Origin of the sequence: Streptomyces sp. SudanB5_2050, assembly GCF_964272335.1 — a bacterium.
In the GTDB taxonomy this organism is placed as follows: domain Bacteria; phylum Actinomycetota; class Actinomycetes; order Streptomycetales; family Streptomycetaceae; genus Streptomyces; species Streptomyces rochei.
On sequence record NZ_OZ186760.1, the window covers coordinates 1013277 to 1032051 of the forward strand.

Genomic DNA, 18775 nt, shown 5'->3' on the forward strand with positions numbered 1-18775 from the left:
TGCGGACGGCCCTCGTGGGAGGAGGAGGGGAACGAGTTGCTTGGGGTTGCCTGTGAGCGCGCGCGGGCGTGCGGTCAGTGCGCGGCGGTGCCTCCGCCCGCGGTTCCACCCGTGTCTCCGCCCGTGGTTCCGCCGGTGTCCCCCGTTCCGTCGGCAGCGTCGTCCGCGCCGGTCGGGCAGTCGTCGCTGGAACGGCCGGCGAGTCGGCCGCCGGGCTGTTCCACCGTCACCTGCGCGCTGCCCAGGGCCGGGTCCTGACGCAGGCGGGCGACGGCGACCGTGCAGGCCAGCTGGTCGACGGCCGTCTCGCTGAGGCTCCCGGTCCCCTTCGGGAGCTGGACGACGACCGCCGCTCCGTCGGCGCGGACGGTGGGCGCCCCGGCGGCCGGCGGCAGTTCGGTCGTCAGCCCCCGTTCCCGTTCGTCGCCGTCCGGCCCCTTGAACAGCATGAGTACGGCGCCGCCGAGGTCGGCCGTGCCGGTCACCTCGCGGACCACCGGCACCAGTGCGCCGTCCGCGACGAAGTAGAGCGGAACCGCGGCGGCGGGCACGGTCTCGGGCGCGCTCTCCGTCGGGACGGGCGTCCCGGCCCGGTCCAGGACGCCGGTCGCGGGTTCCCCCGCCTCCACCACGCCGGTCTCCGGGATGCCGCAGGAGGCGAGCGGGAGCAGCGCGGCGCACAGCAGGAAGGGAGCGAGCGTGCGTCGTGGGTTCATGTCCGGTCCTCCTGGCGCGGGTGCGCGGACCCGTCCCCGGCGCACCGGGGCTGCAGCGGGAGGACGACCGTGAAGACGGCTCCCCCGTCCGGACGGTTCCCGGCCCGGACCGAGCCGCCGTGCAGGCGTACGTTCTCCGTGACGATGGCCAGTCCCAGGCCGCTGCCCTCGCTGCGGGTGCGGGCACTGTCCGACTTGTAGAAGCGGTCGAAGACGTGCGGCAGGACGTCCTCGGGGATGCCGTCCCCGCCGTCCCGGACCTCGACGACCGCCCGCCTCCCGCCGTCGGGGCCGTCCTCCTCGCGCAGGTGCAGGCGGACGGGCGGCGCCCCGTGCCGCAGCGCGTTGGCGACGAGGTTGGCGACGACGACGTCGAGGCGGCGCGGGTCCACCCGGCCGCGCAGCTCGCCGGGCCCGGGCAGGGCGGTCTCCACGGTGTCCTGCCAGCCGCGCGCGGCGAGCGTGCGCCGCAGGGACTCGGCGAGGTCGATGTCGTCCAGGTGCAGGGCGGCGGCGCCCGCGTCGAACCGGGAGATCTCCATCAGGTCGTCCACGAGGCCGGCCAGCTTCGTGGTCTCCTCGCTGATGAGGCGCACGGCCGTCGCGGTGTCCTCGTCGAGGTCCGCCGCGTCCTCGTCCAGTACGTCGGTGACCGCCGACATCGCCGCCAGCGGGGTGCGCAGTTCGTGGGAGACGTCCGCGGCGAACCGGCGGGCGCCGGCCTCCATGCGCCGCAGTTCCGCCACCGACCCCTCCAGCGCGGCGGCCGTCTCGTTGAAGGTGCGGGACAGGTCGGCCAGTTCGTCCGAGCCCTGGACCGCGAGCCGGGTGTCGAGGCGGCCCTCGGCGATGCTGCGGGTGGCCCGGCGCAGGGCCCGCACGGGCCGCAGCACTCCCCGCGCGGCCAGCAGGGCGACCAGGACGGCGAGGGCCAGGGCGGGCACGGTGGCCCGCTCGATGGCGGTGACCAGCGCGTCCACATAGCCCTGCTCCTCGCGCTGCGGCACGGTGAGGTAGACCTCCAGCCCGGAGGCGGGCTGTTCGGTGGTGTAGCGCCCCGCGAAGGTGACGGGCATGCCGACGACCAGCGAGGAGTGGCCGTCGCGGGTCACGCGCTGGAACACCGTGGCCAGCCGGGTGCGCACCGACTCGCGCATCCGGGGCGACAGTTCGCGGAACTCGTCGCCGGGCTCGGAGGTGGCGCGCGCCTCCCGGTAGGCGACGAGCACCCGCCAGTTCTGGGACGGCCCGCCGCGCGACACGTCGGTGGCGAAGGACTGCAGGTCGGAGGCGTCGGGCGGGAAGCGGTAGTTGGGGGCGAGGGTGTTGACGCGGTGCCGGAAGTCCTCGATCACGGTGTCCTGGCTCTGCTGCAGGACGCCGTTGCGCGCCTCGCGGAAGGTGAGGGCGCCGGTGGTCACCGCGGCCACGACGGCGACGAGGGTGAAGGCCACCACCAGCCGCACGCGCAGCCCGCTGAGCGCGCGCGGCACGCGTGGCGTTCTCACCGGGGCCCGAAGCGGTAGCCGAAGCCCCGCACGGTGTGGACGTAGTGCGGACTGCCCGCCGGTTCGCCGATCTTGGCCCGCAGCCGTTTGACACAGGCGTCCACCAGCCGCGCGTCGCCGTGGTAGTTGTGCTCCCAGACGGCTTCCAGGAGCTGCTGGCGGCTGAAGACCTGCCCGGCGGAGGCGGACAGGGTCAGGAGCAGCCTGAGTTCGGAGGGGCCGAGGGCGACCGGTTGCCCCCGGTGGGTGACGGTGAGCCCGGCCCGGTCGATGACCAGATCGCCGTGGTGTTCCACCCGGGAGGCGCCCGGGTCGTCCGTCGTGCCCGCGCGGCGCAGCACGGCGCGGATGCGCGCGTCCAGCACACGGGCCCGGACCGGCTTGACCACGTAGTCGTCGGCCCCGGACTCCAGTCCGACGACGATGTCCGTGTCGTCGCCGCGGGCGGTGGCCATGATGATCGGCACCTGGTCGTGGGCGCGGATGCGGCGGCACACCTCCAGACCGGTCATGCCGGGCAGCATCAGGTCGAGGACGACGGCGTCGGGCCGGAAGGAACGCAGCAGTTCCAGCCCCTCCTCGCCGGTCGCGGCGGCGGCGACCTCGTGTCCCTGGCGGCGCAGGGCCAGGCGCACGCCGTCCCGGACGGCGCGGTCGTCTTCGATGATCAGGACCCGTGGCATGGATCTCAGTATGCGTATGTACGTGCGAACCGCCGCGCGCGGGGCACGGCTGTTACACAGCGGTCCACAAGCCGTCCATGGGCGATCACACGGTCCGGTCAGGCTGCGTGATCATGAGTGTGCACCGATCGACTCCGCCCTCCGCCTCCGACGCGTCCCGCCGACGCCGCCGCGGGAGCCGGGCCCGCCGCCGGCGCGGCAGACCGCCGCTGCTGTGGGCCGGGCTCACGGCCGGCGTCGTCCTGCTGCTCGCCGGCGGGCTGGTCGTCAAGGAGCGGTCCGCGCCCTCCGACGGCCCCGCGGACGCCGCCGCCCCCGCCGCACCGCCCTCCGGCCGGCCGTCGGCACCCGAGGACGGCACAGGAGCCGGTCCGCGGGACGCGACGACGCGGGAGACGGCGAAGGCCGAGGAGACGGGCTCCGCGGGGAAGGAGGGTGGCGGCACGGCGGATCGCCCGGACGCCGGCTCCATCCCGTCCTCGGGTCCCGGTACGTTCGCCACGGCGTCGGGCGGCGGTGCACGGGTCGGCCCGAGCGGGCGGACCCTGACCTATGTCGTCCAGGTGGAGGACGGCATCGGGATCGCGGCGGCGGACGTGGCGGCCGAGGTGGAGCAGATACTCGCCGACGAGCGCGGCTGGACGGCCGACGGCGAGACCGGGTTCCGGCGGGTGTCCGGCGGCACGGCCGACTTCCGGGTGCGGCTGGCGACGGCCGGGACGGTGGACGACATCTGCGGCCGCTACGGTCTGGACACCGGGGGCGAGGTCAACTGCAACGTCGGCCAGGACGTCATGGTGAACCTCAAGCGGTGGCTGCTGGCCACGCAGTACTACGCCGACGACGTGACGTCCTACCGGGCGCTGATCATCAACCACGAGGTCGGGCACTTCCTCGGCCACGGCCACGTGGGGTGCCCGGGGGCGGGGCGTCCCGCGCCGGTGATGATGCAGCAGATCAAGGGCCTGCACGGCTGCCGCACCAACGTCTGGCCGTACGACGGCGAGGGCCGGCAGATCACCGGTCCCGCCGTCGGCTGACGCGGCGTCGGCGCTACCGCTGCCGCTCCGGTCCGGCCGCGGAGCAGTCCGGGTTGTGGCAGGTGCCCCGGCGCCACACGGGGACGTAGATGCCGAGGGTCTTGTGGCGGGTGACCTCGGCGGGCACGTGGTGGCCGCAGGAGGGGCAGGTGTAGTCGAGCGCCGCTCCCGCCCGCCCGGTACCGGTCCGCTCTTCTCCGGGCGGTCGTGTCTTGGTCTGCTGCGACGTGGTGTGCTGCGCGTGACGGGCCATGGTTCTCACCAACACCAGCGAGAGTCCGAAAATCCTTTACGTCCACTTTACGTTCGTACGGGCGATAACGACAGTGGACGGTGTTCAGCCGTCATGAGGGACTCCGCGGGCGTCGCAGGCTCATGATCACCGATACGGCGAGCACCACCACGATGACCGCCAGACTGACCGGGGACGGGATCTCCGGCACGGCGGGACTGATCAGCTTGTGGCTCGCCTGGAGGATGAGTTTGACGGCGATGAAACCGAGGATGACCGCCAGGCCCGTACTCAGGTAGTGGAAGCGGTCCAGCAGCCCGGACAGCATGAAGTAGAGGGCCCTGAGACCGAGGATCGCGAACGCGTTGCTGGTGTAGACGATGAAGGTGTCGTCGCTGACCGCGAGCACCGCGGGCACGCTGTCCACGGCGAAGATCAGGTCGGCCGCCTCGATGGCGGCGACGACGGCCAGCAGGGGCGTGGCCACCCGCTTCCCCGCCTCCTTGACGAAGAACCGCTGGCCCGCGTACTCGTCCCGCACGGGAACGAAGCGGCGCAGCAGGCGGACGGCGAAGCTGCGGCCCGGATCGAAGCTCTCCTCCTCGCCCTTGAGGATCTTGTAGACGCTGTAGAAGAGGATCGCCGCGAAGACGAAGAGGACGGCCGTGAACCGGCTGACCACGGCGACGCCGGCGGCCAGGAAGAGGCCGCGGAACACCAGGGCGCCGATCACTCCGAAGAACAGGACCCGGTGCTGGTAGGCGCGGGGCACCTTGAAGTAGGCGAAGATCAGGGCGAAGACGAACAGGTTGTCGACCGAGAGGCTCTTCTCCAGCAGCCAGGCGGTCGTGTACTCCGTCCCCGCCGTCCCGCCGAGGACGAGGAAGACGACCCCGCCGAAGATCAGGGCGAGTCCCACCCACAGTCCGCTCCAGGCCGCCGCTTCCCGGAATCCGATGACATGGGCGCCGCGGTGGGCCACCAGATCGATGACGAGCGAGATCACGACGGTGGCGGCGAAGACCGCCCAGAGCCAGAACGGCACATCGAACATGGAGGCCTCACAGGAGCCGGGAGGTACCTCCCGTTCTACCTGCTTCCGGACGACCGAACCATTCGGCGCCGACGCCGGAGCGGCGCGCGCCCCGCCGAGCGCGCGCCGCTCCGCCCCACTCGGGACCGTCCGCCCAACCGACCAGCCGTCCAGCCGTCCAGCCGTCCAGCCGTCCAGCCGTCCAGCCGTCCAGCCGTCCAGCCGTCCAGCCGTCCAGCCGTCCAGCCGTCCACGCGGTCTAGCAGGCTCCGAGGTCCTCCCAGACCCCCCACTGGCCGGTGGTGCCGGGCTCCTCGCCGGTCACCCACCACTTGGCGCGCCAGGTGTGGCCGCCGTGGGAGACGGTGTCGCCGCCGTTGTAGACGGTGCCGGCGCTCCACACCGGGGCGGCGCAGTCGCCGGGCTCGCCGTCGCCGCCGCCGTCGCCGCCACCGGTTCCGCCGATGTTGACGTCGATGCAGGAGTAGAAGGCGTTCCCGGTGTCGGCCACGTTCCAGACAGCAAGGACCTTCTGCCGGCCGGTGAGCCCGCCGAAGTCCACCCGGTGGCTGACGTCCGGGGCGGGCTGGGCGCCGTTGCCGTCGAATTCCGCGATCTTGCGGTCGCCGACGAAGTACTGCCAGTTGGCCGTGGCGTGCCGCGCCGTGTGGTGCCAGGTGAAGGTGTGCGTCGAGCCGACCGGCGTGACGCGCCAGGGCTTGCTGTCGTCGTCGAGTTCGGCGAACTGACTGTTCCCGCCGCTGCAGCTGCGCAGGCCCTTGGGCCCCTCGACGCTCTGCGGCTCGTACTTGATCTGCCCGCAGTCGACGATGCCCGCGGCGCACTGGTCCTGCCGGCTGCCGGGCGAGGTGACCCACCCGTGGGCGTTGGCCGTACTCGCCGGGAGGCTGACGGCGAGCAGCGGGGCGACCAGCGCCCCGACCACGAGACCCACCCGTCTTTTCATGTCCATGCCATGCCCTTTCGCCGGATATGCCCGAGAACGGAGGCCGGTATAGGTCTAGACCTAGCGGCACTAGGTCTAGACCATAGCCGGAGAGAGGGCACGGTCAAGGGTTCCGGCGCGGTGAACCGCCGGGCGGTGGCCGGCCTTCGGGGAATCGCCCGCGAGAGAGGAGCCCCCTCGATGGACGTACTGGACAGAGGCAGGGACCACGTGATCGGACTCTTCCGCATCGTCGTGGGACTGTTGTTCGCCTGCCACGGTGCCGCCACGCTCTTCGACGTGCTGGGCGGTCCGCACGGCCCGGGCCCCGGCTTCGCCGACTGGCCCGGCTGGTGGGCCGCCGCCGTGCAACTGGCCGGGGGCGCCGCGGTGCTGTGCGGCATCGCCACCCGCGCCGCGGCCGTGGTGTGCTCCGGCTCGATGGCGTACGCCTACTTCGTCGAGCACCAGCCCGACGCGCTGTTCCCCCTCGTGAACGGCGGCGAACCGGCCGTCCTGTTCTGCTGGTCCTTCCTGCTGATCGCCGCCACCGGTCCGGGCCGCTGGGCCGTGGCGTCCCTGCTCCGCCGTCCGGTGCGACGGAGTGCCGACGCCGGCGGCGTCCACGACACCGTGCCCCGGCACTGAGCGCGCGCCACCCGCCGGGCCCCAGGGCCTCTTGTGCCCGACGGCCCGGCGTAGTGGGCTGTCCGCCATGAAGAAGAGAAGCATGGCCGCCCTGACCGCGACCCTGGTCATCGCCCCTCTCATGACGGCGGCCCCCGGACAGCGGGCGCAGGCCGCTGCCCCCGGGCCCGGCGATGCGGCGCGACCCGCCGAGTCGGCGCTCGTCCACGGAGTGGACCTCGACACCGTGACCATTCCCGAGTTACAGGCCCGCATGAACCGCGGCGCGTTGTCCTCGACCGCGCTGACCCGCGCGTACCTGAGGCGGATCGAGACCGTCGACCCCAAGCTCAACGCGGTGCTGCACACCAGCCCGACGGCCCTGCGCCAGGCGGCCGCCAGCGATCTCAGGCACCGGCTCGGCAGGACCCGCGGCCCGCTCGACGGCATCCCGGTCCTCCTCAAGGACAACGTCGACACCCGCGACATGCCGACGACCGCCGGGTCCCTGGCGCTGACGGGCAGCGCGCCCGACACGGACGCCGACCTGGTCAAGAGGTTGCGGGCGGCGGGCGCGGTGATCCTCGGCAAGGCCAACATGTCCGAGTGGGCCAACTTCCGCGCGGCGCGGCCGACCTCGGGATGGTCGGCGGTGGGCGGACAGACGAACAACCCGTACGTGCTGGACCGCAACCCCTGTGGCTCGTCCTCCGGTTCGGCCGCGGCGCTGGCCGCGTCGCTGGCGCAGGTGGCGATCGGCACCGAGACGGACGGCTCCATCGTGTGCCCGGCCGGGATGAACGGGGTGGTCGGCCACAAACCGAGTCTCGGGCTGGTCAGCCAGTCGGGGATCGTGCCGATCTCCGCCGAACAGGACACGGCGGGCCCCATGGCCCGCAACGTGATCGACACCGCGCTCACCCTCGCCGTGCTCAGCGGTCACGACACCGTCCGCGACGACGGCCGGCGGGACGCCACGGACGCGCTCACCCGCCCCGGCGGCCTGCGCGGCAAGCGGATCGGCCTGTGGCGGCTGCCGTCGCTCGGCCCCGAGGTGGACGCCCTGATGACCCGTACGGCGGCACGGCTGAGGGCCGCGGGGGCCGAGGTCGTCGAGGTGCGCATGCCGTACCAGGAGCGGCTGGCCGAGCTGGAGTTCCCGGCCCTGCTGAGCGAGTTCCACCGGGACATCGACGCCTACCTCGCCACCCGCCACGGGCCCCGGGACCTCGCCGAGCTGATCGAGTTCAACCGCACGCACCCCGGCGAGCGGACCTGCTTCGCCGGCCAGGAACTGTTCGAGCAGGCACTGGCCGCGCCGCCGACCACCGACCCCGAGTACCGGGCCATGCGCGCGGAGTTGACCGATCTCTCCCGTCGGTCCATCGACGAGACCATGGCCGCACACCGCCTGGACGCCATCGCCTCCCCGACGAACCCGCCCGCGTGGACCACCGACTGCGCGCGGGGCGACAACGACGTGATCCCGTCCTCCACCCCGGCCGCCGTCGCCGGCTACCCGTCCCTCTCCGTCCCCGCCGGTGCGGTGGGCGAACTGCCGGTCGGGCTGCTGCTCATGGCCGGTGACCGCCAGGACGCCGAACTGCTCGCACTGGGCGCCGCGGTGGAGCGCCGGCTGGACGCCTGGCGCGCACCCCGCTACCTGCCGACCCTGCCGGACACCGCCCGCTGAGCCCCCGCGGTCGGCACCGGCCGGCCGGCGTCGTGCGAGGCCGGCGCTCCGCGAGAGCGCCGGCCTCGCAGGCAGCAGGTCATTGAGGAGTGGAAGTCGCCCCGTTTCCCCACCGGTTGAGGAATGAACACCTGCACTGCCCGGGCGTACTGCCCACGCGATGCTGCGGTGCCGCGGTGCTGCCGCGTCGGCGTTTCGGCCATTTCCTGCCCGCAGCCGCTCCAGGCCGGACCAGGGATGTGGCGCCCCCGGGTTCCACGGACGCGGGGAATCACGGGCTTTCCAGCACGACCGAATGACGTGTGTTCGATATCGCGCCCGCGTCGTTAGACCTCACGACCTTGCCGCAGCGACCGTCTCAGGGGGAACGATGACCTCGGCCGTTACTCAGGACCCGCCACCACAACCACCCGAGGGGACCGCGCCGGACGGCGAACAGCAGGATGCCGGTGTTCGAGAAGAGGAATACCTCTACCGCGACGAGTCGAGGCTCCGGGCCGGGTCCCTGTTGACCTCCCGCACCATGGCGCGGCGCCTGCCCTCGCTGGTGCGGCGTTCGGTGCGGATGGCCTGGCGCGTGGACCGCGGCGCGACCGTCGGCCTGTTGATGTGCCAGATCGGAACGGGTGTCCTCGCGGCCCTCGGCCTCCTGGCCGTCACGGGCACGATCACCGCGCTGGTCTCCTCGGGCGACATCACCGAGCGGCTGTGGGACGCCGCCCCGCAGCTCGCCGTGATCGCCGCCGCCGCCGGCCTGCGCGCGCTGATGGGCATCGCCGTCGTCTGGCTCACCGGGCGTCTGCGTCCGGTGCTCGGCCGGGCGGCGGAGCTGACGATGATCGAGGCCGCGCTCGGCGCGGAACTGGCCGCCAACAACAAGCCCGGCTACAACGACGCCTACGACATCGCCGACCGCGGCGCCCAGGTCACCCCCGACCTCGTCGAAGAGGCGCAGGACGTGCTGGCGGCCACCGCCACGCTGGCGGCCGGCGCCACCGTCCTGACCGTCCTGCACCCCCTGCTCCTCCCCCTGCTCTTCCTCGCGTGCCTGCCGCAGGCCGCCGCGTACGTGCGCTCCGCACGCGTGCTCTACCTCGCCGGGCTGGAGACCTCCGGGCGGCGCCGGATGCTGAACAAGCTCCGCTGGCACATGGCCTATCAGGAGTCCAGTGAGGAGATGCGTGCCTGCCTCGCCGGCCCCTTCCTGATCGGGCGGTACCGGCGGCTGGCCGACTCGGTCAACGCCGCCGAGCGCAAGGCCGCGAACACCGGTGCGTGGATGGGGCTGGCCGGAGCCGTGGCCGGCGGGATCGCCTCGGCCGCGGTGTGGGCGGCGCTGTTGTGGCTCCTGGCCTCCGGGCGGATGAGCCTGGCGGCCGGTGGCGGCGCCGTCTTCGCCCTGCAGACCGCCACCGGCTCGGTGCGCGGCATCATCAACGGCGGGGCCCGCCTGGTACGCACCGGCTGGTACGTACAGGACTGGCAGAACTTCCTCGACAACGCTCACGGCCAGGCCATGATCGACTCACGCGGCACCGCGTCACTCCCCGCGGCCCCGGAGCGCTTCGAGGTCCGTGACGTCACCTACCGCTACGACGGCGCCCCCAAGGACAGCCTGAGCAACGTCTCCCTCCATGTGAAGCGCGGCGAGATCGTGGCGCTGGTCGGGGAGAACGGCTCCGGGAAGACGACCCTCTCACGTCTGCTGTGCGGGTTGCTGCTGCCCACCGAGGGCGACGTGGCCTGGGACCACGCCTCCACCGCGGACCTGGACCCGTGGGGGGCGTGGGAGCACGTCGCGCTGGTGCCGCAGAAGTTCACCTACCTGCCGCTGACGATGCGCGACAACATCACCTTCGGGCAGGGCGACACCAGCGACGCCGCCCTGCTCGCCGCGTGCGAGGCGTCCGGCGCCGCGGAGATGCTTCCCAAGCTCCGCTCGGGCCTGAACACCCTGCTGACCAGCGAGTGGTTCGGAGGACAGCAGCTCTCCGGCGGGCAGTGGCAGCGCCTGGTCCTCACCCGCGCGTTCCATCGGCGGGCGGCGCTGCTGGTGATGGACGAACCCACGGCCGCCCTCGACGCCCGCGCCGAGCACCGGATCTTCGCCGGCCTGCGCGAACTGGCCAAGGACCGCGCCATCCTGCTGATCACGCACCGCCTCACCAACGTGGCCGTCGCCGACCGGATCGTGGTCCTGGACCAAGGGCGGATCGTCCAGGAGGGCACCTACGCCCAACTCACGCGGCAGCCGGGGCTGTTCCGGTCCCTGTGGGAGCTGCAACGCCGGATGAGCGGCGACGCTCTCCAGGTCGAGCCGGAGGCGGCCAACGCCTCGGCCCTGATCTACAACGACCGCGGCGAGTACCTGCTCCATCTCCGCGACTACTTCCCCGGACAGATCTGGGAGCCGGGCATGTGGTCCCTGCTCGGCGGCGGCCGAGAGCCCCAGGACGCCACCCTGGAAGACACCGTGCGGCGCGAACTGGCCGAGGAAGCCGGCCTCGATCTCGCCGACCTGTCCCCGTTCGCCACCGAGTACGCCTCCCACGACGACGGCACGACCGTACCCATCGCCGTCTACGCCGGCCGCTGGAACGGCGACCCGCGCGAACTCCGCTTGACCGAGGGGGTGATGCTCGCCTGGTTCACTCCCGACGACCTTCACCGCCTGCGCATCGCGGACACGACCAGCGCCCTCGTACGACGCCACGCCGCCGGCCTCCCGCCGATCCGGAGCGGACCCGAGCCCGGACCCGGACCCGCACCCGCACCCGCACCCGCACCCGCACCCGCACCCGCGGAACATCGTCCACCGTCACCGCACGGCACGGTCCCCCACATCATCGGCGTCCACCTCTACCTGGAACGCCCCGACGGGACGGTGCTGCTCGGGCTGCGCCACCCCGACTCCGCGTTCGCGCCGTCCACCTGGCACGTCCTGGCCGGCCACTGCGAGCAGGAGAACGCCATCGACTGCCTGATCAGGGAGGCGAGGGAGGAAGCCGGGCTGCGCATCGAGCGCCAGGACGTGGAACTCGTCCATGTCGTCCACCACATCGGTCAGCCCAGGAACCCGCCCCGCATGGCCCTGTTCTTCCGCGCCCGTACCTGGGGCGGCGAGCCGGTGCTGCGCGAGCCGGACAAGTGCACCCAGTGGAAGTTCTGGGATCCCGCCGCCCTTCCCGACGACCTCGTCCCCTATACCCGCCTGGCCATCACGAAGATCCAGAACGGCGAGCCGTACAGCGAGACGGGCTGGCCCGCATGACCCGCCCCCCGAGCGACACACACCCCCTGCGCCCGCCACGACAGCGGCCGGCCGTATCACCGTGAGGAGGATCGTCGCCTCGACGTAATGCGGAGGGTTTCGGAGGTGCGGGTGAGGCGGTCGGGTGTCGGAAGCCTGTCTACGGGTAGCCGGGTGCGGCGGCATGCCGGAGGCGGGCCGCGTCCGTGCCTCGATGCAGGGGGAGAGGGAATGGGACTTCGTGAGTCGGCCCGGGTCATGGCTGCCCGGTGCTCCGCCGAGGTGCTGTGCGGCCGCTACCGACTCGACGGCCTCATCGGTTCGGGCGGCGCCGCGGACGTCCATCGGGGTTTCGATCTGCGGTTGAAGCGGCCGGTGGCGGTCAAGGTGTTCAGGCCCGACACCGGCTTCGACGTCGAAGAGGTCTCGAACGACGAAGCGGTGATCCTGGCGCGGTTGGATCACCCCGGTCTCGTCACCGCGTACGACGCCGGACAGCACAACGGCCGTGGCTTCCTGGTCATGCAACTGATCGAAGGCGAGACGCTGAAGAAGCGCATCGCCCGGGCCCCCTTGTCACTCGCGGCGACGGCCGCGGTCGGTGTCGGCCTCGCCCAGGCGCTGGCGCACGCACACGCGGCGGGAATCGTGCACCGGGACGTCAAGCCGTCCAATATCCTCCTCGACGCCTCGCACCGTACGTATCTCACGGACTTCGGCATCTCCCGTCGGCTGGACGCCACCACCCGCACCGCCACCGGTACCCTCGTCGGCACCGCCGCCTATCTCTCCCCCGAGCAGGTTCTCGGGCATCCCGTCGGCCGGGCCGCCGACGTGTACGCCCTCGGTCTCGTCCTCCTCGAATGCCTCACGGGCAGGGTCGAGTACGACGGTGGGCCCCTCGAAGCCGCGATCGCTCGACTGCACCGCCCACCCGTCCTCCCCGACCATCTGCCGGAGCAATGGGCGGACCTGCTCCGGCACATGACGGCCCTGGACGCGCGGAACCGCCCGACCGCCCGTGACTGCGCCCGCACCCTGGCGGAAGTCGCCGACACGGTCCCGCCCGGGCTCGCCCCCTCGGCGCCCGCCGTGAGCCTCGTCCCGCGCGACGTGGCGTCGCGGCCTGGCGACCGCACGCGTCCGAAACCGCCGGCGGTCGGGCTTCCGAACGCTCCCCGCGCCACGCGTCCGCGCAGGCGCGCACTCCTCGCGGGCGCGACCGTCACCCTTACCGCCGTCATGGCGACCGCCCTCAGCGTGACCGACGATGCAGCCTCACCGGGCGACGACCGGAGCGCGGCCGAGGTCGCCGGGGCCCCCACTGACGAGGCCGCTCCTCCGCTCACCGCGCAAGAGAAGGGGGCAGCCGCGCCGTCTGCCGACGCAGGGCGGCCGTCCACCGACCCCGGCGCCTCTGCAGGTTCCCTCTCCGATGAGGGCACCGGACGTCCCGCCCCCTCCTCCTCCCACGGCACGGAACGTGCGTCCGGCACCGGCGCTGCCACGCGCGACTCCGCACCGTCGACCACGGACCGGATCACACCCAGTTCCACGGAGCAGCGTCCTGCCGCGACGGAGGACGGCACGGCAGGCGAAGGCCCGAACCACGCACCAGGTCAGGCGAAGAAGACGGAGAGGGCCGGCGGCAAGGGCGCGCACGACCCTGCCAAGCCGTCGCCCGCGAAACGCTGAAGCCAGGAGCGCTCGGGTCGACGCACCGGCTCCGCCGGGCCGTGTGCGGGTATGGCGTGAACGGGGCCGGTGAGGCGAAAATGCCTCCAGGCACCGTTTGCGCCGGACCGGGGGGCCATCGAGGATGCGGACCAGAGAGTTACCGGCGGGCGAGCCACTGCCGCAGGCGGCGGGTTCCGACGTGACACGGCTGCTCTGCACGGCGCTCTACGCGCGCCCGGCCCGCGTCGGCGGTCCCAGGCCGTGGAGCGAGGCCCTGTTGCCCCAGCTGGTCAAGGACGTGCTGCGCGACCCTGCGCGCGCGGTCCCCTCGTACGGTTTCGATCTGGTTCCGGTGCTGCTGCACGGAGTACGCGTCCGTCGGTGGCGGCTGCTTCGCCGGATCGTGGTGGTGGCGGTGCTCGGGGCCGTCGTGGTCTGGGCGCCGGCCGCGGCTCTGGCGTGGCTGGGTGTGCTGGGCTTCGCCTGGACGCTGGGCTCGTCCGGAGCGAGTTGGGCGATGACCCCGCTGATCGGCTTCTGGGTCTTCACGCTGGTCGCGACGCAGAAGCAGGACGACTTCCACGAACTGTGGGTGCGCAGCGCCCAGTTACCCGTCGTACTGGCCTCGGCCGTGACTCTGGTGTACGTCGTCGACGGGATGCTCGCCAGGTCCGCGAGGAGCCGGGTGAGCCGGGACGCCGGTGCCCGGGAACGACCGCCCTCGGTCGGCCCGCGAACCCGCGGCCCTGTGGAACAGATCCGCACCCGGCAGAACGCCACCGAGTTGCCGTACGACGGAGCGGGTCGTTTCATCGGCGCGGGCAGGGAAGCCCGGGGGGCAGCGGAGATGCGCGTGCCGTTGCGGCCGGGGACGCCCGAGCGCCCGGTGGTGCCCCTGCGCGAGACGGAGCTGCTGGACAGCATCGGAGCCGCACTGGCCGCCACCGGCCACGGTGAGTCCGGCCCCGGAAGCACCGAGGAGACCGCCCCACTGCCCGGCTTCTCGGTGGCCCGGGTCCTGGCCCTGCCGGCCGGCCTGTGGCTGGAGCGCAGCCGGAGCGGGACCGGAACACCGCGGACGGCGGGCGGCCTGGGCCGGCCGGAGCGGCCGTATCTGCGGGCCCAGTGTGTCAGCTGGCAGGGGCAGCTGGTGGTGAGCCTCTTCGTGCACGCGGCCCTCCAGGCCGGTGAACTGCGCGTCACGCTGCGGCCCCAGGTACTGGCGCCCCTGCTGCCCCTGCCCGCACCGGCCGGTCCCGCCGCGCTGGAGGGCTTGCGGGGTGCGGCGGAGCTGTGGCTGGCGCTGTGGCGGCAGCTCCGCAAGACGCCGGAGCGGGATCCGGAACCGGCCGAGCGCGACGGCCCGTTGAGTGTGCGCGACGCCCTGTCCCTGCCCGAGGTCTCCGATCTGCACCAGAAGGGCGACGCCGAACGCCACGTCGAACTGATGCAGGCCGCCGTCCTCAACGCGGTGGAGGCGCTGCTCGCACGCCATGGTTTCGCGACGGAGGCGTTCTCCGACCGGCGCACAGTGATCAACAGCATCCAAGTGCTGGGCGACAACAACGCGGGAATCCAGCTGGCAGGGGGCGTGACGCTGACCCAGGTGGCGCAGACGACGCCCGCGGCATCCACCGCCGCCCCGACCGAAGGAGTGCCCATGAGCCCGGGATTTCCGCGCAGGGACCCGTCGCCCGAGCCCGCCGGGACCCCCGGGTCCGGCATCAGCATCGGCGGTGACAACACCGGCACCGCGCAGAACGCCGTCGGCCGTCGTCTGACGCACGTCACACAGACCGGCACCGGCCAGGGCGGTGTCCCGTCCGACGCCCTCGAATCCCTCACCGCCCTCCTGGCCGCCTTCCGCGCGGACATCGACCGTCACGCTGCCCAGCTGGGCGACCCGGACGCGTTGCGGGACCAGACGACGGTGCTGGCGGGCGCCCTGACGGACCCGGAGAGCGACGGTTTTCGCCCCGTCCTGCGTACAGCGGTCCGTTCCCTTCCCGCCCTGGTCGCCGGCACGGCCGTCCAGCAGACGGGCGAGGCAGTGGTGACGGCGATCAGACAGCTGCTGAGCTGAACACGCATGACCCGGGGGTGACTGAGTGGGCGCCCCGGCCGGGGAGCCCGCGGGCGGTGGTCTCCGTGCTCACCGCCTGACCTGGCAGGCCTCGCATCGCGGGCGTCTTCCTGTGGTCAGCGCGGTGATCCGGACGAAGCCGTCCGGCGCTTGTCGACGGCGAGTTCGCCGTTCAGGATGACCATGCGGAGACGGCGGAGGTTCCCGATGTCCGCGGTGGGATCGGCGTCCAGTACGAGCAGGTCGGCGCGCTTGCCTCGGGCCACCGTGCCGAGGTCGGGGCGGGCGCACTGCCGCGACGCCCCGCTGGTGCCTGCGGCCAGTACCTGGGTGGGCGTCATCCCCGCTGCCACCATGAGCTCGGCCTCTTCCACGGTGTTGGCTCCGAACAGGCCCCGGCCGCTGAAGGTGTCGCTGCCCAGCGCGATGTGCACGCCGGCCCGGGAGACCTTCTGGAGATTGCCACGCGCGTCCGGGTGGGCGTCGTCGATCCAGAGCGTGGGCGTGTAGGTGATGTCGTGTTCGAGCATCAGGTCGATGAGCGAGCGGTCGGTGAGGGGCTCGACGGTGACACCGTGCTCCAGGCCGTCCGCCCCGGCCTCGATCGCCTCGCGTGCCGCGACTTGCTGGGTGGTGTGGACGGTGACCCGAAGTCCCCGCTCGTGCCCGGCCTCGACACCCGCCCGAAGGAGTGCGCGGGGCAGCCGCTGCAGTTCGACGCCGTCCGGAAAGGCGGGGTTCCGCCACAGGTATCCCGGCCCGCCGGAGTGTGCGCACGCACCCTCCGACAGGAGTTTGATCGCGTCCACCTTGCGGTCGGCGAGGTGGTGCACCAGGTCGCGGATCTCCTGCACGCTGTCGACCTCTCCCGTGAAGCGCTCGCGCGCCCAGGGGTTGTCGCCGAAGACCGTGGCGGCGGGATGCCCGTCGCGTCCGGTGATGCCGCAACCGGTTGCCAGCAGTCGCGGGCCACGCAGTGTGCCTTCGGCGATTCCGGCCCGGGTGTCCAGGATCCCGCCCGTCGGATCGCCCACCGACTTGATGGTGGTGACCCCGTGCTCCAGGAACAGCCCGAGCCGCCCCGGGAGTTCGTTCTCCTCGAAGGCCCGCATCGAGTCGGAATCGGAGACCGCGCGCACGTCGTAGAAGTGGACATGGGTGTCGATCAGTCCCGGCATGACCCATGCTCCGGCCGCATCGATCTCCTGTCTGCCCGCGAGCGGTTCGGCCGATGCGGAAGCGATCTCCGCGCCGTCGACGGCGACGTCGTACAGACCGGTGAGTTTCTGGCGGCCGTCGAAGACATGTGCGCGGCGGATGACGAGGTCGTAGGTCGCGGGGCCACGAGCCCCGGCGCTCGCGGTCGCTTCGGCTTCCTGGTGCATCGCTCTCACTCCTGAGAAGAAACCGCAACCACATTGGTTGCGGTTGGGGCGTGCGTCATGACACGGGTCGCGGGTGCGTCACCGGGGAATCAGCCGTCCTGCGCTTCGCTGTCGCAGGCCAGAATCTGCTGCAGCAGGGCGGCGATCGTCGTCCGGCCGAGCTGTTCCTCCAGAGCCCGCTCCGCGCTCCGGAACTCGGCGTCGAGCAGAGCGCCGATGTTGCGGCCGATCACACACGCCCCACTGGGCGGATGGGGGTGCCTCGAGAAGACACGCCCACCCTCTACGGCGGCGTACGCGTCGTGGAGGGTGATGTCCCGCGGGGTGCGGGCGAGGGACCAGCCGCCGCCCCGCCCATCGGTGGACCGCACCAGCTGAGCGTCTCGCAGGCGGCCGAGGACGCGTCGCACGAGGACCGGGTTGCTGTCGAGGCTGTCCGCGATCTCCGCGGACGTCAACGAGCCTCCACGCCGGTGCGCCAGCATCGCGAGCGCGTGAATCGCGACCGCGCTCCTACTGCTGAGCCCCGCCATCTCCGGCTCCTCGCCACCGCCGATAAACTGCAACCAAGGTAGTTGCAGTTGATTCGCCGGTCAACCGAGCCGCCCGAGGGCAGCCTGAGCAGGTGGGAGGCAGGCCGCCGGTGGATTGTTCCAGGCCGGAGCGGGCAAGCGGGCGGGAGGCAGGGCCGTGTACCGCCGAACAGAACGGTCCTCGGCACACCCCGCATCCGGCGTCCCGAGCCGGTTCCGAGGTTCCTGGCCCGCCAGGCGAGCCGTTCGGGTCCCGTCCCCCGGCCGCGAGGCCCGGCCGCTCCGCCGGCAGGCGGCCGACACGGCGACCCCTGCCGGTCTGAGGAGAGGTGGGAAGCGAGATGGTGCACGAGCGCCACGACGAGCCGTCCGCGGATGGCGACGCGGGTGGGCAGGAACTGCTCGACGGACTGGTCGTCAACGAGCGGCGACCGGAGAGGCCGGTTCTGCTCAACGCCGACGGCAGTCACATCGAGACCTGGCGGGAGAACTACCCGTACGACCGCAAGGTGCGCCGGGCCGAGTACGAGCGTCACAAACGCGTCCTGCAGATCGAACTGCTCAAGATGCAGCGCTGGGTGAAGGACACCGGCCAGCGGATCGTTGTGCTGTGCGAGGGCAGGGACGCCGCCGGAAAGGGCGGCACGATCCAGCGGTTCACCGAGCGTCTCAACCCGCGCGGAGCCCGCGTGGTGGCCCTGGAGAAGCCGACCGAACGGGAGGCGGGCCAGTGGTACTTCCAGCGCTACGTCACTCACCTCCCCGCTCGCGGGGAGATCGTCTTCTTCGACCGCTCCTGGTACAACCGTGCGGGCGTGGAGCGGGTGATGGGCTTTTGCACGGACGAGGAACACCGTGAGTTCCTCAGCCAGGCGCCGATGTTCGAGCGGCTCCTGACCGACGACGGCATCATGCTGGTGAAGTTCTGGTTCTCCGTCTCGCGCGCCGAACAGCGCACCCGTTTCGCCATCCGCCAGATCGACCCGGTCCGCCGCTGGAAACTGTCGCCGACCGACCTCGCGTCGCTCGACCGCTGGGACGAGTACACGGCGGCCAAGGTCGAGATGTTCCGCGCCACCGACACCGAGCACGCGCCGTGGACGGTGGTGAAGACCAACGACAAGCGGCGCGGCCGGCTGGAGGCGATGCGGAGCCTGCTCGACCGTTGCGACTATCCCGCCAAGGACGGCTCCGCCGTGGGCAGGCCCGACCCGCTGATCGTCGGCGCCGCCGACACCCTGCTGGAGGCCGGCGAGGAGCCCGCCGACCTCTCACCCACCCCGCTGACCGGGAACGGCGACGGCCCCGGCAGCCATCCAGGCCGCCAGAGCTGATGCGCTGAGCGCCGGGTGGGGGCACCCGGGGCAGA

The 18775-nt window shown here is 72.4% G+C and carries 15 protein-coding genes; 7 read left to right on the forward strand and 8 right to left on the reverse strand.

Annotated elements, in window-relative coordinates:
• Nucleotides 1–74 precede the first annotated feature (74 nt).
• Genes ACFZP7_RS04290 through ACFZP7_RS04300 form a run of 3 tightly spaced genes read right to left on the reverse strand, consistent with a single transcriptional unit; the run spans nucleotide 75 to nucleotide 2907 of the window.
• Nucleotides 75–716, reverse strand: a complete 642-nt coding sequence (locus tag ACFZP7_RS04290; RefSeq protein WP_385633879.1) for a hypothetical protein — start codon at nucleotides 714–716, stop codon at nucleotides 75–77.
• A complete protein-coding gene (locus ACFZP7_RS04295; protein ID WP_385633880.1) occupies nucleotides 713–2209 on the reverse strand; it encodes an ATP-binding protein in 1497 nt (498 codons plus the stop codon). Before ACFZP7_RS04295 ends, ACFZP7_RS04290 begins: the two co-directional genes overlap by 4 nt.
• 11 nt (nucleotides 2210–2220) lie before the next feature.
• Complete coding sequence (locus ACFZP7_RS04300; RefSeq protein ID WP_046249738.1) at nucleotides 2221–2907, reverse strand: response regulator transcription factor; 687 nt, start codon at nucleotides 2905–2907, stop codon at nucleotides 2221–2223.
• Nucleotides 2908–3020: 113 nt separating this feature from the next.
• On the opposite strand from ACFZP7_RS04300, the gene ACFZP7_RS04305 reads away from it, so the two are divergent.
• Nucleotides 3021–3947: a DUF3152 domain-containing protein gene (locus ACFZP7_RS04305; RefSeq protein WP_385633881.1), complete on the forward strand. Its 927-nt coding sequence runs from the start codon at nucleotides 3021–3023 to the stop codon at nucleotides 3945–3947.
• 13 nt (nucleotides 3948–3960) lie between these two features.
• Here ACFZP7_RS04305 and ACFZP7_RS04310 read toward each other — a convergent pair whose 3' ends face one another.
• The 3 genes from ACFZP7_RS04310 to ACFZP7_RS04320 all read right to left on the reverse strand — a co-directional run bounded on the left by ACFZP7_RS04310 (nucleotide 3961) and on the right by ACFZP7_RS04320 (nucleotide 6185).
• Nucleotides 3961–4200 (reverse strand): hypothetical protein, encoded by a 240-nt coding sequence (locus ACFZP7_RS04310; RefSeq protein ID WP_037823131.1) that lies wholly within the window; start codon nucleotides 4198–4200, stop codon nucleotides 3961–3963.
• A gap of 91 nt (nucleotides 4201–4291) precedes the next feature.
• Nucleotides 4292–5233 carry a TerC family protein gene (locus tag ACFZP7_RS04315; RefSeq protein ID WP_019327251.1) on the reverse strand — a complete coding sequence of 314 codons (942 nt, stop codon included), beginning with the start codon at nucleotides 5231–5233 and terminating at the stop codon, nucleotides 4292–4294.
• Between the two features lie 238 nt (nucleotides 5234–5471).
• The gene (locus ACFZP7_RS04320; RefSeq protein WP_385633882.1) at nucleotides 5472–6185 is read right to left on the reverse strand and encodes a lytic polysaccharide monooxygenase; all 714 of its coding nucleotides are present in this window, start codon (nucleotides 6183–6185) and stop codon (nucleotides 5472–5474) included.
• A 174-nt stretch (nucleotides 6186–6359) separates the two neighbouring features.
• Between ACFZP7_RS04320 and ACFZP7_RS04325 the strand changes: the two genes are divergently transcribed.
• From ACFZP7_RS04325 to ACFZP7_RS04345, 5 genes are all read left to right on the forward strand, one after another.
• Nucleotides 6360–6806 (forward strand): DoxX family protein, encoded by a 447-nt coding sequence (locus ACFZP7_RS04325; RefSeq protein ID WP_385633883.1) that lies wholly within the window; start codon nucleotides 6360–6362, stop codon nucleotides 6804–6806.
• A gap of 67 nt (nucleotides 6807–6873) precedes the next feature.
• Nucleotides 6874–8478, forward strand: coding sequence for an amidase (locus tag ACFZP7_RS04330; RefSeq protein ID WP_385633884.1), 1605 nt, complete (start codon nucleotides 6874–6876; stop codon nucleotides 8476–8478).
• A 370-nt stretch (nucleotides 8479–8848) separates the two neighbouring features.
• Complete coding sequence (locus ACFZP7_RS04335) at nucleotides 8849–11749, forward strand: NUDIX domain-containing protein (RefSeq protein ID WP_385633885.1); 2901 nt, start codon at nucleotides 8849–8851, stop codon at nucleotides 11747–11749.
• A 210-nt stretch (nucleotides 11750–11959) separates the two neighbouring features.
• Nucleotides 11960–13423, forward strand: a complete 1464-nt coding sequence (locus tag ACFZP7_RS04340; RefSeq protein ID WP_385633886.1) for a protein kinase domain-containing protein — start codon at nucleotides 11960–11962, stop codon at nucleotides 13421–13423.
• A gap of 181 nt (nucleotides 13424–13604) precedes the next feature.
• Entirely contained in the window at nucleotides 13605–15488 is a 1884-nt protein-coding gene (locus ACFZP7_RS04345) for a hypothetical protein (RefSeq protein WP_385633887.1), read from the forward strand.
• 116 nt (nucleotides 15489–15604) lie between these two features.
• Here the strand turns inward: ACFZP7_RS04345 and ACFZP7_RS04350 are convergent, their stop codons facing one another.
• Entirely contained in the window at nucleotides 15605–16873 is a 1269-nt protein-coding gene (locus ACFZP7_RS04350) for an amidohydrolase family protein (RefSeq protein WP_385633888.1), read from the reverse strand.
• An 89-nt stretch (nucleotides 16874–16962) separates the two neighbouring features.
• Entirely contained in the window at nucleotides 16963–17406 is a 444-nt protein-coding gene (locus tag ACFZP7_RS04355) for an Rrf2 family transcriptional regulator (protein WP_019327240.1), read from the reverse strand.
• 341 nt (nucleotides 17407–17747) lie between these two features.
• On the opposite strand from ACFZP7_RS04355, the gene ppk2 reads away from it, so the two are divergent.
• On the forward strand, nucleotides 17748–18740 hold the full coding sequence (gene ppk2 / locus ACFZP7_RS04360; RefSeq protein WP_030976403.1) for a polyphosphate kinase 2: 993 nt from the start codon (nucleotides 17748–17750) through the stop codon (nucleotides 18738–18740).
• Nucleotides 18741–18775: the final 35 nt, after the last annotated feature.

Excerpts from the sequence above, each read along its gene's own strand:
- ACFZP7_RS04290 (WP_385633879.1), bottom strand. The coding sequence starts at position 716 with ATGAACCCACGACGCACGCTCGCTCCCTTCCTGCTGTGCGCCGCGCTG.
- ACFZP7_RS04300 (WP_046249738.1), bottom strand. The coding sequence starts at position 2,907 with ATGCCACGGGTCCTGATCATCGAAGACGACCGCGCCGTCCGGGACGGC.
- ACFZP7_RS04305 (WP_385633881.1), top strand. The coding sequence starts at position 3,021 with ATGAGTGTGCACCGATCGACTCCGCCCTCCGCCTCCGACGCGTCCCGC.
- ACFZP7_RS04310 (WP_037823131.1), bottom strand. The coding sequence starts at position 4,200 with ATGGCCCGTCACGCGCAGCACACCACGTCGCAGCAGACCAAGACACGA.
- ACFZP7_RS04315 (WP_019327251.1), bottom strand. The coding sequence starts at position 5,233 with ATGTTCGATGTGCCGTTCTGGCTCTGGGCGGTCTTCGCCGCCACCGTC.
- ACFZP7_RS04320 (WP_385633882.1), bottom strand. The coding sequence starts at position 6,185 with ATGGACATGAAAAGACGGGTGGGTCTCGTGGTCGGGGCGCTGGTCGCC.
- ACFZP7_RS04325 (WP_385633883.1), top strand. The coding sequence starts at position 6,360 with ATGGACGTACTGGACAGAGGCAGGGACCACGTGATCGGACTCTTCCGC.
- ACFZP7_RS04330 (WP_385633884.1), top strand. The coding sequence starts at position 6,874 with ATGAAGAAGAGAAGCATGGCCGCCCTGACCGCGACCCTGGTCATCGCC.
- ACFZP7_RS04335 (WP_385633885.1), top strand. The coding sequence starts at position 8,849 with ATGACCTCGGCCGTTACTCAGGACCCGCCACCACAACCACCCGAGGGG.
- ACFZP7_RS04340 (WP_385633886.1), top strand. The coding sequence starts at position 11,960 with ATGGGACTTCGTGAGTCGGCCCGGGTCATGGCTGCCCGGTGCTCCGCC.
- ACFZP7_RS04350 (WP_385633888.1), bottom strand. The coding sequence starts at position 16,873 with ATGCACCAGGAAGCCGAAGCGACCGCGAGCGCCGGGGCTCGTGGCCCC.
- ACFZP7_RS04355 (WP_019327240.1), bottom strand. The coding sequence starts at position 17,406 with ATGGCGGGGCTCAGCAGTAGGAGCGCGGTCGCGATTCACGCGCTCGCG.
- ppk2 (WP_030976403.1), top strand. The coding sequence starts at position 17,748 with ATGGTGCACGAGCGCCACGACGAGCCGTCCGCGGATGGCGACGCGGGT.